The organism is uncultured Senegalimassilia sp., from assembly GCF_902464545.1.
GTDB lineage: Bacteria > Actinomycetota > Coriobacteriia > Coriobacteriales > Eggerthellaceae > Senegalimassilia.
Genome location: NZ_CABQJR010000008.1, coordinates 1 through 13,749 on the forward strand (window position 1 = coordinate 1; position 13,749 = coordinate 13,749).

The following is a 13,749-nucleotide window of genomic DNA, read 5'->3' on the forward strand; positions in this document are numbered from 1 at the left end:
GCGGGGCTCGTCGGGGTGGGATGCCGGGGCCCTGGCAGGTAAGGCGGCTTGTGCGGATGCGGACCGATATGATCTTCCGCTTGCGACGTTGCGCGGAGACCGGCTTCTCGGCGGCGCGGTTTCGTGCGTTGGCGGTTTTCGGCCAAGAAAAGGGATGGGCCGCAAGTGAAAAGGGGGAAACTTGCGGCCCGAAAGGAGGGGAGGAACGATGCTTTAGCATCGCGATCTGCTATGGGGAGCAGACAAGCGGTGGAAAGGGGATGTCCCGCTTGCAAGGCTTACTATACCGGCCGATGTTGAAGCGGGCGTGTCCGGGGAGTGGCTTTGGGGTGATGCGCTCGTGAACGGAATGTGAATGCCCAGGAGACGCCGTTACCGTTCCGTTGCCAAGCAGACGGGAACAGGGTGGTAAAACAGCGGTTTTCCCTGATGAAAGCAGATGTTCTCTTCCCGTAACCTTATGGAGCGCAGATGTGGGTGGCGCTTGTGTGCCTGCGATGCCCCTTTGCCTGGCTCCTTGGGCCCTTTGGTATCATGTTCAGGTCGAAAGGAAACATCCATGCCTGATATCCAGCTGCGGTTCCACCGCGATATGCTCGTGCTGTCCAGCCCTGTCGCCCCCGTGCTCGCGCGCCAAGGGTTCGAGCTCGACGGCGATGTGGAATATGCCACGCTTATGGAGCCGGAGGCCGTCGAGGACGCCCTTCGCCTGAACCTTGTGGCGGGCGTGCAGTGCCTTGTCACTGAAACGGCCGGCATGACCCCGGCGCGCCTTGCGCATCAGGGCATGGCCGAGCGCCTACCCGAGCTTGCCCGCGCCGCCGTCGCGTGCGCCGCGAAGCTGCGCCCCCAGCATGTGCTGGTGGAGCTTGGGCCGTGCGGTTTGCCGCTCGATGCGTCTAGCAAGGCGTCGCTCAACGAGAACCGCGACCAGTATGCCCGCGCGGCGCGCGCCTTCGAGGGTCTTTCCCTTGACGGCTTCTTCTTGAACGGGTTTACCAACCCAAGCGACCTGAAATGCGCGCTTATGGGCCTGCGCCAGGTTAGCGGCCTGCCCGTGTTCGCCTCCGTGAACGTGGGCGCCGACGGCATGCTGGCAGATGGCCGCCACGGCTTCGACGAGGCGCTCGACGTGATGGCCGAGTTCGAGGCGAGCGTGGCGGGCTTTTGCACGCAGGCGCCCGTCGAGCGCGCCTGCGAGCTTGCGCGGCAGGCGGCGAAGCTGCCCCTGCCCGTGCTCGCGCAGCTCGACGTCGTGGAGCACAACCCCCGTCAGCGCCAGGCAACGCCGGAAAACCCGTATCATCGCCCCGATGTCATGATGGAGGCGGCCCAGCACCTTCGCGCGGCCGGCGCGCAGTTCCTGCGCGCAACCGGCCAGGCCACGCCCGCTTATGCCGGCGCCCTGGTCGCGGCGACGGAAGGCCTCGATGCGCATCGACCCGACGTGGAGGCGTAGCCGCTATGGCGAAGTTCGCGACGAACACACGCCGCAGCGAGCACTACGGCCAGCTGCAGCGCGTCGTCGATTCGGTGTTCGCCGACGGCGGGAAGTTCGTGCGGCGACTTGACGTGGTCGTCACGGCCGAGTCGTTCGACCTGCCCGACGACCTCGACGAGATCATCGCCTTGCTGCCGCCGGGCACCTATACGCGCCAGCGCCTGTGCGATCAGCTGAACTCGGCTATCGACGGGCATGCTTGGGGTCAGGTGTACGGCACGGTGGAATAACGGTTCTTGCGGGGCCGCGTCCCGGTTCGGGCGTGGCCCCGTGGTTTGAAGCGGGTCATCCCGCGGAAGGGGCTTTCCTTATATGGAGGATTTCGAGCACGGCATCATATCGGCGGTGGGCAACGCGTGGCTGGGCACGCTCATAACCGCCGTAGTCATCATCACGGCAACGGCGGTGGTGGGGCATCTGCTCACGAAGTTCCTGCGCCGTGTGCTCAACTACTCCGACGATCTGCCCTCGTCGTCGATCTTCATCAACATCGGGCGCGCCATCGTGTGGGTGGTGGGCGGATCTGTCGTGCTGTCCACGTGCTTCGGCGTGGACGTGTCGGCCGCCATCACGGCGCTGGGCATCGGCGGTATCGCCATCTCGCTGGGCTTCCAGGACACCATCTCCAATCTCATCGGCGGCGTGCAGGTCAGCCTGCTGCGTATCGTATCGCCGGGCGACAACATCTCGGTCGGCGGCGCTGCGGGCGTTGTGAAGGACGTGAACTGGCGCCATACCACCATCACCAACTCCAAGGGCGAGACGGTGGTCATCCCCAACTCCATCATCAACAAGACGTCGCTCGTGCATCTGCCGCCTACGGGCAAGGTGACGCTGTCCCTGGTGGTGGAAGGCGGCGGCGAGGATCTTGACGAGAGGGCCGGGCGCATCGAGCAGGCGGCGCTCGCCGCGGCGCGTCGGGTGGGCGCGGTGGAGGCGGCCCCGCGCCTGTGGTTCACCGAGGTCGTCGACGTCGGTTTCGCCGGGTCGCTCATCTTCACCATGGCAAGCGGCGAAGACGCCACGCCGGCGAAGGATGCCGTGCTACGCGCTATCGCGCCCCTGACCAGGCAATAGACGGATATCGTATACGAACGGGCCGAGGGCCTCGGAGGCGGATGCTTCCGGGGCCCTCGGCCTGTTCGCGCTTTGAAGGGGCTGCGCTCGTTCATCTCGGCGGCGACGGCGCCGTTTTTTCGCCTCGTATGTTCTGGCTGGTCCTGGCGTCCGCCCCGTTTCGCCTGCTCGCGTGCGGGTTTCGCAAAACGCCCGCCGCTTCGCCTTTTCGTGCGACAGGCGAGGGTAAAGCCTTCGCAGCGAAGCAAGCGCTTTGTAAAGCACCCCGGTCCGGCTTGTAAACCGCGCGTAAAACCCTGTCACGCTTCGGTCATGGACTGCGCTTGCGGTCGTGCGCTCCCCGACGAAGCGCGTACCATCCTCACCTGCAAGCTCGTTTTGCATGAGAAGACATCCGAAGGGAGTATACGTACTATGCAGGGTTCTTACATCAGCCGCCGCAGCTTCATCGGCATCGCCGGCATGTCCGCGTTGGCCGTCGCCGGTTTCGGCCTGGCAGGTTGCTCGGGTTCCAACGGCGGCTCCGCCGAATCCGGTAACGCCGCCTCCGGTAAGAAGGCGCTTTCCGGCACCATCACGGCGGTGGGCTCCACCGCGCTGCAGCCGCTGTGCGAGGCGGCCGCGGAGCAGTTCATGGAGGAGAACCCTGGCGTCCAGATCACCGTCCAGGGCGGCGGTTCCGGCCAGGGCGTCACGCAGATCGCCCAGGGTGCGGTTCAGATCGGCAACTCCGACGTGTTCGCCGAGTCCAAGCTGAAGGATTCCTCCGACATCTCCAAGATCGCCGACAACAAGGTGTGCATCGTCGGCATGGGCCCGATCGTCAACGCCGACGTCGCCATCGACGACATCAAGCTCGAGGACCTGAAGAAGATCTTTACGGGCGAGATCACGAACTGGAGCGAGGTCGGCGGCGCCGATTCCCCGATCACCGTCATCAACCGCGCTTCCGGCTCCGGCACGCGCGCCACGTTCGAGGACGTCGTCCTGGCAGGTACGAAGGTGCCCGATTCCTTCAAGCCGCAGGAGCAGGATTCCTCGGGCACTGCCGCCAAGATGGTCGCCGGCACCCCCGGTGCCATCTCCTACGTGGCCTTCTCCTACTTCGACAGCAGCTTCAAGGCTCTCAAGGTCGACGGCGTGGAGCCGGATGCGCAAAACGTCGAGGACAACTCCTGGAAGATCTGGTCCTACGAGCATATGTACACCGCTGCCAGCCCCGACGAGGCCACGAAGGCGTTCCTCGAGTATATGATGGGCGAAGAGGTGCAGGGCGGCCTGGTGGAGCAGCAGGGCTACATCCCCATGTCCGGCATGAAGGTGGAGAAGGACGCTTCCGGCAAGGTTTCCAACAAGTAGGTTCGCCATACCCGCATCGAGTCAACTAGTTTCGAAAGGAGACGCGCGCATATGGCCTTGATGGCGAAAGCACGCGTCGAGCGGGTCGGTCAGGGCGTCACGGGCGCGTGCATCGCGCTCGTGGCGCTTCTTGTCGTCACGCTTGTCGCCATGGTCGCCGGACGCGGTATCGCAACGTTTACCGCCGACGGGATCGACCTCGGTTCGTTTTTGACGGGGACCACATGGAACCCGCATCAGGAGGACGCGAACGGCATGCCCACGGTGGGCGCGCTTCCCATGATCGCGGGCTCGTTCTCCGTCACGCTGCTGTCGACGCTGTTCGCGCTGCCCATCGCATTCGGCAGCGCTATCTTCGTGGTGGAGGTGGCGCCGCGTTTCGGTCGCCGCGTATTCCAGCCGCTTCTAGAGCTTTTGGTGGGCATCCCGTCGGTGGTCTACGGCCTTATCGGCCTGACGATCATCGTGGCCTGGGTGCGCGATGCGGCGGGCGCCATGGGGCAGACCATCACCGGCTTCGGCATCTTCTCGAGCGCCGTGGTGCTGGCCATCATGGTCTTGCCGACTATCACCAGCCTGTCCATCGATGCGCTGGCCGCCGTGCCGCACGAGTATCGCGAGGGCAGCTACGCGCTGGGCTGCACGCGCTGGCAGACCATTTGGAACGTGGTGCTCAAAAGCGCGGCCCCGTCGCTGATGACGGCGGTCATCCTGGGCATGACGCGCGCCTTCGGCGAGGCCCTGGCGGTGCAGATGGTCATCGGCAACGCCATCCAGATGCCCTCCGGCCTGTTCACGCCCGCGTCCACGCTGACCAGCGTGCTGACCATGGGCATGGGCAACGAGGCCATGGGCACGGTGCACAACGACGTTCTGTGGTCGCTGGCCCTGCTGCTTTTGGCCATGTCGCTCGTGTTCATCATGATCATCCACCTCATCGGGCATAAGGGGGCGGCAAAACGTGGCTAACTTCGATATGTCGGCGCACGTGCGCCGCATCAACCGGCAGGACCGCATCGCCACCGGCGTGCTGGTGGGCATCGCCGCCTTCGTCATGCTCATGCTCGCGGCCATCGTTATCTACATCCTGGTGGCGGGCGCGCCGAAGCTGTTCGACCTGAACTTCCTCACCGGCAAGCCCCAGCAGTTCAAGGAAGGCGGCGGCATCGGCCCCGAGCTGTTCAACAGCTTCTACCTGCTGATCCTCACGCTGCTCATCAGCGTGCCGCTATCCTTGGGCGCGGCCATCTTCCTGTCGCAGTATGCGCCCGACAACGCGGCCACGGCGATCGCCAAGACCGCCATCGAGACGCTGTCCAGCTTGCCGTCGGTGGTCGTGGGCCTGTTCGGCTTCTTGTTCTTCGTGCTGTACATGGGCTGGGGATTCTCCATCATCGCCGGCGCGGTGGCGCTGACCATGTTCAACATCCCCATCCTCGTGCGCGTCATCCAGCAGGCGCTCGAGGACGTGCCGCGCAGCCAGCGCGATGCGGGCCTTGCCATGGGTCTGACGCGTTGGGAAACCACCATCCACGTGCTGCTTCCCGCTGCCATGCCCGCCATCGTCACCGGCGTGGTGCTCTCCGCGGGCCGCGTGTTCGGCGAGGCCGCGGCGCTGATCTTCACGGCGGGCCAGTCCGCCCCGGTGCTCGACTTCGCGTGCCTTGACTTCTCCAGCCCCTCGTGTCCGTGGAACGTGTTCCGCCCGGCCGAGACCCTGGCCGTGCACATCTGGAAGATCAACAGCGAGGGCGTGGTGCCCGACCTGACGGCCATCTCCAACGGCACCGCGGCGGTGCTCATGGTGTGCATCCTGGCGTTCAACATCCTGGCACGCGTGATCGGCAAGTATCTGGAAAGGAGGCTGACCAGCGAATGAGCAGGGAAAACGAAATGGTAGGCGCTTGTGCGCCCCAGGCGGGCGACGGTCGGTCCGACGGTGGGACGCTTCTGAGCACGCGCGATCTTACCGTATGCTACGGGAGCAACGAGGCCCTGCATCCCACGTCGCTCGACTTCGCGGCGGGGCAGGTGACGGCGCTGATCGGCCCGTCCGGTTGCGGCAAGTCCACGTTTCTGCGCTGCCTCAACCTTATGAACCGGGAAATCCCCAAGTGCAAGATCGGCGGCGAGGTGCTCTATCACGGTCGCAACATCAACACGCGCAAGGAGAACTTGTTCGAGCTGCGCAAATCCATCGGCATGGTGTTCCAGCAGCCCACGCCGTTCCGCAAGTCCATCCGCGACAACATCTTGTTCGCCCCCAAGCGCCACGGCCTGGTGAGCGGCAAGGAGGATTGCGATGCGCTGGTGGAACAGAGCCTGCGCGCCGGCGCGCTGTGGGATGAGGTGCGGGACAAGCTCGACGAGAGCGCCTATGCCCTTTCCGGCGGTCAGCAGCAGCGCCTGTGCATCGCCCGCACGCTGGCCATGCATCCCGACGTGGTGCTGTTCGACGAGCCGTGCAGCGCGCTTGACCCCATCTCCACCTTCACGGTGGAGGAGACCATCCGCTCCATCGCCGAGTCAGGCATCTGCGCCATCATCGTGACGCACAACATGGAGCAGGCGACGCGCATTTCCGACAACACGGCGTTTTTCTATGTGGGCGATATGGTGGAGACCGGCCCCACCAAGCACCTGTTCAGCCAGCCGCAGGATAAGCGTTTGCAAGACTATCTGACGGGAAGGTTCGGCTGATCATATGACCGATTTCGTAAACGAGCAAGGCGCGGCGGTGCGCGATGCGGGTGCCCAGGTCGACGAGCCCATGATCTCCATCCGCGATTTCAACCTGTGGTACGGCGATTTCCAGGCGCTCAAAGGGGTCACGCTCGACATCCCGAAGAACCGCGCCACCGCGTTCATCGGGCCTTCCGGTTGCGGCAAGTCAACGCTGCTGCGCACCTTCAACCGCATGTGCGACTTCGTTCCCACCGTGCGCACCGAAGGCACCATCGAGGTGGCAGGGCGCGACATCTTCGGCGGCGATGCCAACGAGCTGCGCGTGAGGGTGGGCATGGTGTTCCAGCATCCCAACCCGTTCCCCATGTCCATCCGCGACAACATCCTGTACGGACCGCGCCGCATGCGCAGGCTCGGTCGCGCCGAGGCCGACGAGTTGGTGGAGAAGTGCTTGCGCGACGCCGGCCTGTGGGACGAGGTGCGCGACAAGCTGGGCCAATCGGGCTTGGGGCTTTCCGGCGGCCAGCAGCAGCGCCTGTGCATTGCGCGCGCTTTGGCCACGAAGCCCGAGGTGCTGCTCATGGACGAACCCACGAGCGCTCTCGACCCCATCTCCACGGCGCTCGTCGAGGAGCTGATGGTGCAGCTCGCCCGCGAGCGCACCGTGGTCGTGGTCACGCATAACATGCAGCAGGCCACGCGCGTGGCCGACAAGACGGCCTTCTTCTACCTGGGAGAGCTGGTGGAATCCAGGCCGACCAAGCAGCTGTTCGGCGGCCCCGTGCAGCAGAAGACGAAAGACTACCTGACAGGAAGGTTCAGCTGATGAAGACCCGTACCCGTTATATCAACAAGCTGGAGGAGCTGGGGGCGCTGGTCAATCAGCTGTCCGAGAAGACGGTGCTCGATGTTCGGGCCGCGGGTCGTGCGCTTGCCGGCGATGCCGATGCCTCCGAAAGCGTGCTTTCCGGCAGCAAAGCGGCGCGCAGGATGCGCGAGGCCATCGAGGACGGCTGCCTTGACATCATGCTCATGCAGCAACCGCTGGTGGCCGATGATCTGCGGGAAGTGACCGGCGCGTTTCGCCTGGTCAGCGACTTGGCGCATATCGACGAGATGACGCGCGACGTTGCGTACCTCTCCCAACAGCTTACGCCGAAGGCCGTCTCGCACCTGCAGAGCGAGTTCGCCGAGGCGACCGACAAGGTGTCGAACATGGTCTCGCTTGCCACGAAGGCGTTCTCCCAGGCAGATGCCGCGCTCGCGCAGCGCGTGTTCGCCATGGACGACGGGGTGGACGACCTGTACGACCGCTGCGAGCAGGTGGTGGTCGATCTGATCCGCAGCGAGACGCAGGGCGCCAGCCATCTGCCGGAGCTGCTCATGGTGGCGAAGTACTTCGAGCGCATGGGCGACGATGCCGAGCGCATTGCAAGCTGGGCCGTTTTCCGCGCAACGGGCGAGCATGCGCTAAACTCTGCGGGTAAGGAAAACGCCGAAGCGTAGCGCAGCGCGGCAGCGGGGCGCAGGGTTCGCGTCGCGCCCGGCGCTTCGGCTGTGGAAGGGGTGCGTGACAGGTGACTGTCTATTATGTCGAGGATGATGAGAACATCCGTCAGCTGGTGCTGTACGCCTTGACGCAGTCGGGCATCCAGGCCGAAGGGCAGCCCGATGACACGGCTTTTCGCGCCGCATGCGCCAAAAGCATCCCGGATGTGGTGGTTTTGGACATCATGCTGCCGGACGTCGATGGCCTGGAAATCCTCAAGCGCATCCGCAGCACGCCTGGCAAGCTTTCCCGCGTGCCCGTCATGATGGTCACGGCTAAAAACTCGGAGCTGGACATCGTGCGGGCGTTGGATGCCGGGGCCGACGAGTACATCACGAAGCCTTTCGGTATGATGGAGATGGTGAGCCGCGTGCGCGCCATGCTGCGCCGTGCTCCCGATTGGGGAGGCGGCCGTTGCGAGGACGTTCTGAGCCTGGGCGCCCTTTCCCTGGATTTCCAGGCGCGCGAGCTGCTCGTCGACGGGGCGCCCGTGGCGCTTACCATGCGCGAATTCGATTTGCTGGCGTATTTGATGCGCCATCCCGGCGTCGTGCTGTCGCGCGAGAAGCTGCTGCAAAACGTGTGGGGCTGGGATTTCGGCGGCGGCAGCCGCACGGTCGACATGCACGTGCTCACACTTCGGCAGAAGCTCGGCGAGCATGCCGATGTCGTTGAAACGGTGCGTGGGGTCGGTTATCGCCTGGCGGGCCCGCGTCCAGACGATTCGGTTGTGGAATAACGAGGTGCAAGCATGATCTACTACTTGGAAGACGACACGAATATCCGCGATTTGACGGTGTACGCGCTCAAGCAGGCGGGCCTTGAGGCAGCGGGCTTCGCCCATGCCGGCGACTTCTTCGATGCTTGCCGGGAATCGCTTCCCGATCTGGTGTTGCTCGACATCATGTTACCCGAGATCGACGGACTCGAGGTTCTCCGCCGCCTGCGCGAGGACCCGGCCACCAAGTTCCTTCCCGTCATGATGCTCACGGCGAAAGGCACCGAGTTCGACAAGGTCAGCGGCCTTGATGCGGGCGCCGACGATTACCTGGCCAAACCCTTCGGCATGATGGAGCTGGTCAGCCGCGTGAACGCGCTCTTGCGCCGCGCCGCGGCGCCAACCGCGCCCGCCGGCGATGTGCTGGAGTGCGGGCCCATCGAGCTGCGCGTGCTCGAGCACACCGTTTCCGCAGGCGGCATCCCCGTCGAGCTCACGCTCAAGGAGTTCGACCTGCTGTGCGCACTGCTTCGCAACGTCGGGCGCGTGCTGTCGCGCGGTCAGCTGCTCGAGGACGTATGGGGCATGACGTTCGTGGGCGAGACGCGCACTGTCGACGTGCACATCCAAACGCTGCGCCAGAAGCTTTCCGCCGCATGCCCGGGTGCCGATGCCTGCATCAAAACCGTGCGCGGCGTGGGTTACAGCATCAGACAGCCGGAATAGAGGTTTGCCGCATGAGCCCTTCGCCCGATCACGTTAAAAGCCTTGCCGGCCGCATCTTCACCACCGTTTTGGCGTTTTCCCTGGGGATTCTTTTGGCCTTTTCCGCGGTGATGGTCAGCATCTTTTATTACTCCTATGAGCATGATGCCGAGCAGGCCCTGGTCCAGGAAGCCAGCCGGGCGGCGACGGCCCTTGACGAGGCCCCGGCCGCCGATGTGACCACCGTCTTGTCCCAGCAGTTCAGCGGTATCACCCGCTACACGCTTATCAGCGAAAACGGCCTGGTGCTCTACGATAGCCAGGCAGACGCCGGTCAGATGGATAACCACGCCTCCCGTCCCGAGGTCAGCAAGGCCGCGCGCACGGGCGAGGCGGTGAGCATGCGCTATTCGGAAACCTTGGGCACCGATACGGTGTATGCCGCCGAGAAGCTCTCCGATGGGCGCATCGTCCGCTTGTCTGAAACCCGTCATTCCCTGTTCGCCTTCTTGGGCGAGATGCTCGTGCCAACGCTGTTCGCGCTCGTGGTCGTCGCCGGATTGGTATTCTTGCTGTCCCGGCTGCTCACGCGCCACATCATGAAGCCTATCGACGCCCTTGACATGGCGGAACCTTTGGAAAACGACATCTACGGGGAAATGGTGCCCCTTCTTCAGCGCATCGACGATCAGCAGACGCAGCTCAAGAAGCAGAACAAGGAGCTTGCCGAAGCCGAAAGCATGCGCCGCGATTTCTCCAGCAACGTCAGCCACGAGATGAAGACGCCGCTGCAGGTGATATCGGGCTACGCCGAGCTTATGAAGAACGATATGGTGCTGCCTGAGGACCGGCAGAAGTTCGCCGGCCTTATCTACGACGAGGCGCAGGCGATGCGCGGCCTTATCAACGACGTGCTCACGCTTTCGAAGCTCGACGAGAGCGCGTTCGCGCGCGAGGAGCGGCCCATCGACGTGGCGTCCGCTGCCCGACGGATGGCCGGACGCTTGGAGTCGTTCGCCGCTGACGAGGGCGTATCCATCTCCGTAAAGGGCGGGTCCGCCCACATCAACGGTAGCGAGACGCTTGCCGAGGAGATGCTATACAACCTTATCGAGAATGCGGTGCGCTACAACCATGCCGGCGGAAGCGTGTCGGTGCGCGTGTCGCAGGGCGCTGCGTCCGAGGAGGTTTTGGAGGCGCTGCGCGCGGCAGGGGCGGAGCCGGACCCCGAATCGGTGGTCACGGTGCGCGTGAGCGATACCGGGGCGGGCATTCCCGAGGAGATGCGCGAAAAGGTGTTCGAGCGGTTCTTCCGTCTGGATAAAAGCCGTTCGAAGGAAACAGGCGGCACGGGCCTGGGGCTTGCCATCGTCAAGCATGCGGTGCAATACCACCACGGCACGATCTGCGTGGAAGGGGTGCAAGGCGAGGGCACCACGTTCGTGCTCAGGCTGCCTGCGGCGTAGCTGCTTTTCGCAAGATGGTTGCGGGTATGATGGCGGGGCGGGCTGGATTCGGGCATGAAAAAAGTCCCACCCCCGGCCGGAAGGATGAACCCACCTCAACAAGGTGGGTGCTCGCAGCTTGCTTCCCGGCTTTCGTGCCAACGGGCGCGAATCTCCGTTTCACTTGCTATCTTGAGCTCCCTCGGAAATAGCATCGGTCCATCGCAAAAAGTACGGCGACAAGGGTGGAACCTGATATCGAGTATATGGGACCTCAAGGCAAAGTAAAGTCTTGACAGAATCGGTGAAGCAGGTGTAAGCAAGCCGTTGCTTTTCGAGCTGAGCGAGACGCCCCGTTTTTCTCTAGGCAAACAAACGTTCGCGTGCTATCATGGTTTGCCAATCAACAGGCAGGGGTGGTCATGGACACGCTATTCACGGCAATGGAGAACGAACGCAAGCAGCAGGTGGCGCCGCTGGCGGTGCGCATGCGCCCGCGAACGCTGGAAGATGTGGTGGGGCAGCAGGATGCCGTGGGCCCGGGCAGCTGGTTGCGTGCGGCCATCGAGCAGGACAACGTCAGCTCGGTCATCCTCTACGGCCCGGCGGGAACCGGCAAAACCTCCATCGCTCACGTCATCGCCGAATCCACGAAGGCCACGTTCGTGGAGGTGTCGGCCATCGGCGGCACCGTATCCGACCTGCGCCGGGAAATCGACGCCGCCGAGAAGCGCTTGGCGCTCAACGGCTCGCGTACCATCCTGTTTGTGGACGAGATCCATCGATTCAATCGCAGTCAGCAGGATGCGCTTCTCCATGCGGTGGAGAACCGCACCGTGGTGCTGGTGGGCGCCACCACTGAAAACCCGTTTTTCGAAGTGAACTCCGCGCTGATCAGCCGTTCGCGCGTAGTCGGTCTCAAGGGGCTCTCCGACGGCGATGTGGCGCAGTTGGTCGATCGGGCCGTTGCCGACTCTCGCGGGCTGGACGGCTTGTATAAGCTCGACCCGGCTGCTCGCAGCGCTATCGTGCTCTTGGCGGGCGGCGATGGCCGCGCATCGCTTACCACCCTCGAGCTTGCGGCGGGCATGCAGCAGCCCGGCACGCGCGAGGACCCTGCCGTTATCACGAAGGCGCAGGTGGAAAGCGCTACGCCGCATCGCGCATTGCCGTATGACAAGAACAAGGATATGCATTACGACATCATATCCGCATTCATCAAGTCCATGCGCGGTTCCGATCCCGATGCGGCGCTGTATTGGCTCGCCCGTATGATCGATGGGGGAGAGGACCCCAAATACATCGCGCGCCGAATGCTCATCCATGCGTCCGAGGACGTGGGCAACGCCGATCCTCAGGCATTGCTGGTGGCCGCGGCAGCGTTCAAATCAGCGGAGGTCATCGGGTATCCCGAATGCCGCATCAATTTGGCGCAGGCGGCTACCTATATAGCTCTTGCGCCGAAAAGTAACGCGTGCGAAGCAGGCATCGATGCTGCCTTGGCGGAAGTACGCAACGGGCCCAAGCGCGATGTCCCCGACTACCTCCGTGACAGGCATCGTCCCGGCTCCGAGCATTACGGCGCGTACAAATACCCGCACGATTATCCTGCAGGCTGGGTCGACCAGCGCTATCTGCCCGAAGGGCTTGAGCGCGGTTGCTTTTATCATCCCTCCGAGCGCGGTTGGGAGTCGTATCGCGTAGATGCCGCGGCGCGCGATCGGGCGCAGGCTATGCATACGGCAGCCCGAGATAGGGCGCAGGCTGCCCATGCGGCGGTAGGAGGCAATCATGGGGCTGGGTTGCCGAAGGGCAAGCCGGTCGATGTCGAGGCGAACGGTTTGCGCAGCGGGTCGAAGAAGCCGGGCGCGCGGGATGCTTCCGAAGGCTAGGAACCGGGTGCCCGTTAGGCGCTTCTTCTTAAGGAGCGCAAGGCAAAACCCCACGTCTTTTCGAAGGTAACTGCATTGCAACCGCTATGAACGGCGGGTGTAAACGCATGCGTCGGCGGGGTAGAATCCAAGACCGCATGCTATAGTTGGCGGCGTATATGGATATATGAAGGAGGCGTCTGGTGGATTTCGGCGAAGTTATGGGCGTGGTTTTGCCTATCGTGTACGTGGTGCTCGGCGTGGCTTTGGTGTGGTTCGTGATCGAGCTTGTCATCACCGTGCGCAAAACGCGCACCACGGTTGACAAGATGAAGGAGCAACTCGACCCGACGCTTGAAAGCGTGCAGCGCATCACGAAATCGCTCGAGCCCGCTATGGACAAGGTCGATCCGCTCGTCGATCGCGTGTCCTTGACCGTGGATGCGGCGAATCTCGAGATCATGCGCCTCGATCAGATCTTGGAGGATGTCAGCGACATCACCGACTCCGCCTCGAATGCGGTGGGCGCGGTTGAGGCCGCCACGAACGCTCCCATGGAGATCATGAACAACGTCACCTCCAAGGTTCGCGAGAAGCTCAAGTCCAAGCATGCCAGCGATGAATCGGTCGCTCTTGGCGAGGCGAAGGCGAAGGCCCAAGCCGCAGCATTGGCAGGCGTGCCGGACGAGGGAGACGATGCTCAGGGCGGCACCCCCTCCAAGGTCCAGGCAAACGACGACGATGCGCCCCAGCAAGTCCAGCCTGATGACCAGCCTGAGCAGCCTGCGTACTTCACGTATGCTCCCCAGGGCAACGATTCCTCCCAGGAGCGCTAGGAG

At 63.7% G+C, this 13,749-nt stretch carries 14 protein-coding genes; all 14 read left to right on the forward strand.

The window, feature by feature from the left end; genetic code table 11:
- The first annotated feature begins 559 nt into the window (after positions 1 to 559).
- The 14 genes from RDW26_RS03440 (at position 560) to RDW26_RS03505 (ending at position 13,746) form a co-directional block, all read left to right on the forward strand.
- Positions 560 to 1,459: a homocysteine S-methyltransferase family protein gene (locus RDW26_RS03440; protein ID WP_307982532.1), complete on the forward strand. Its 900-nt coding sequence runs from the start codon at positions 560 to 562 to the stop codon at positions 1,457 to 1,459.
- A 5-nt stretch (positions 1,460 to 1,464) separates the two neighbouring features.
- Positions 1,465 to 1,731: a hypothetical protein gene (locus tag RDW26_RS03445; protein WP_307982533.1), complete on the forward strand. Its 267-nt coding sequence runs from the start codon at positions 1,465 to 1,467 to the stop codon at positions 1,729 to 1,731.
- Between the two features lie 82 nt (positions 1,732 to 1,813).
- Positions 1,814 to 2,578 carry a mechanosensitive ion channel family protein gene (locus RDW26_RS03450; RefSeq protein WP_307982534.1) on the forward strand — a complete coding sequence of 255 codons (765 nt, stop codon included), beginning with the start codon at positions 1,814 to 1,816 and terminating at the stop codon, positions 2,576 to 2,578.
- Positions 2,579 to 2,992: 414 nt separating this feature from the next.
- Positions 2,993 to 3,937, forward strand: coding sequence for a phosphate ABC transporter substrate-binding protein PstS family protein (locus RDW26_RS03455; RefSeq protein ID WP_307982535.1), 945 nt, complete (start codon positions 2,993 to 2,995; stop codon positions 3,935 to 3,937).
- A 51-nt stretch (positions 3,938 to 3,988) separates the two neighbouring features.
- Positions 3,989 to 4,906: a phosphate ABC transporter permease subunit PstC gene (gene pstC / locus RDW26_RS03460; RefSeq protein ID WP_307982536.1), complete on the forward strand. Its 918-nt coding sequence runs from the start codon at positions 3,989 to 3,991 to the stop codon at positions 4,904 to 4,906.
- Positions 4,899 to 5,816: a phosphate ABC transporter permease PstA gene (gene pstA, locus RDW26_RS03465; RefSeq protein WP_307982537.1), complete on the forward strand. Its 918-nt coding sequence runs from the start codon at positions 4,899 to 4,901 to the stop codon at positions 5,814 to 5,816. Before pstC ends, pstA begins: the two co-directional genes overlap by 8 nt.
- Positions 5,817 to 5,830: 14 nt before the next feature.
- Positions 5,831 to 6,637: a phosphate ABC transporter ATP-binding protein PstB gene (gene pstB, locus RDW26_RS03470; RefSeq protein WP_374110308.1), complete on the forward strand. Its 807-nt coding sequence runs from the start codon at positions 5,831 to 5,833 to the stop codon at positions 6,635 to 6,637.
- Between the two features lie 70 nt (positions 6,638 to 6,707).
- The gene (pstB, locus tag RDW26_RS03475; protein ID WP_307982588.1) at positions 6,708 to 7,448 is read left to right on the forward strand and encodes a phosphate ABC transporter ATP-binding protein PstB; all 741 of its coding nucleotides are present in this window, start codon (positions 6,708 to 6,710) and stop codon (positions 7,446 to 7,448) included.
- Positions 7,448 to 8,128, forward strand: a complete 681-nt coding sequence (locus tag RDW26_RS03480) for a phosphate uptake regulator PhoU (RefSeq protein WP_307982539.1) — start codon at positions 7,448 to 7,450, stop codon at positions 8,126 to 8,128. The genes pstB (RDW26_RS03475) and RDW26_RS03480 overlap by 1 nt, the downstream gene beginning before the upstream one ends.
- 71 nt (positions 8,129 to 8,199) lie before the next feature.
- A complete protein-coding gene (locus RDW26_RS03485; protein ID WP_307982540.1) occupies positions 8,200 to 8,910 on the forward strand; it encodes a response regulator transcription factor in 711 nt (236 codons plus the stop codon).
- 12 nt (positions 8,911 to 8,922) lie between these two features.
- Positions 8,923 to 9,615, forward strand: coding sequence for a response regulator transcription factor (locus tag RDW26_RS03490; protein ID WP_307982541.1), 693 nt, complete (start codon positions 8,923 to 8,925; stop codon positions 9,613 to 9,615).
- Between the two features lie 11 nt (positions 9,616 to 9,626).
- On the forward strand, positions 9,627 to 11,060 hold the full coding sequence (locus RDW26_RS03495) for an ATP-binding protein (protein ID WP_307982542.1): 1,434 nt from the start codon (positions 9,627 to 9,629) through the stop codon (positions 11,058 to 11,060).
- Between the two features lie 401 nt (positions 11,061 to 11,461).
- Entirely contained in the window at positions 11,462 to 12,931 is a 1,470-nt protein-coding gene (locus tag RDW26_RS03500; protein WP_307982543.1) for a replication-associated recombination protein A, read from the forward strand.
- Between the two features lie 182 nt (positions 12,932 to 13,113).
- Positions 13,114 to 13,746 carry a hypothetical protein gene (locus RDW26_RS03505; protein WP_307982544.1) on the forward strand — a complete coding sequence of 211 codons (633 nt, stop codon included), beginning with the start codon at positions 13,114 to 13,116 and terminating at the stop codon, positions 13,744 to 13,746.
- Positions 13,747 to 13,749: the final 3 nt, after the last annotated feature.

What these genes read in the sequence shown, in the direction of transcription:
- RDW26_RS03445 (WP_307982533.1), top strand. Translation starts at nt 1,465, where the DNA reads ATGGCGAAGTTCGCGACGAACACACGCCGCAGCGAGCACTACGGCCAG.
- RDW26_RS03440 (WP_307982532.1), top strand. Translation starts at nt 560, where the DNA reads ATGCCTGATATCCAGCTGCGGTTCCACCGCGATATGCTCGTGCTGTCC.
- RDW26_RS03500 (WP_307982543.1), top strand. Translation starts at nt 11,462, where the DNA reads ATGGACACGCTATTCACGGCAATGGAGAACGAACGCAAGCAGCAGGTG.
- pstC (WP_307982536.1), top strand. Translation starts at nt 3,989, where the DNA reads ATGGCCTTGATGGCGAAAGCACGCGTCGAGCGGGTCGGTCAGGGCGTC.
- RDW26_RS03495 (WP_307982542.1), top strand. Translation starts at nt 9,627, where the DNA reads ATGAGCCCTTCGCCCGATCACGTTAAAAGCCTTGCCGGCCGCATCTTC.
- RDW26_RS03480 (WP_307982539.1), top strand. Translation starts at nt 7,448, where the DNA reads ATGAAGACCCGTACCCGTTATATCAACAAGCTGGAGGAGCTGGGGGCG.
- pstB (WP_374110308.1), top strand. Translation starts at nt 5,831, where the DNA reads ATGGTAGGCGCTTGTGCGCCCCAGGCGGGCGACGGTCGGTCCGACGGT.
- RDW26_RS03450 (WP_307982534.1), top strand. Translation starts at nt 1,814, where the DNA reads ATGGAGGATTTCGAGCACGGCATCATATCGGCGGTGGGCAACGCGTGG.
- RDW26_RS03490 (WP_307982541.1), top strand. Translation starts at nt 8,923, where the DNA reads ATGATCTACTACTTGGAAGACGACACGAATATCCGCGATTTGACGGTG.
- pstB (WP_307982588.1), top strand. Translation starts at nt 6,708, where the DNA reads ATGATCTCCATCCGCGATTTCAACCTGTGGTACGGCGATTTCCAGGCG.
- RDW26_RS03455 (WP_307982535.1), top strand. Translation starts at nt 2,993, where the DNA reads ATGCAGGGTTCTTACATCAGCCGCCGCAGCTTCATCGGCATCGCCGGC.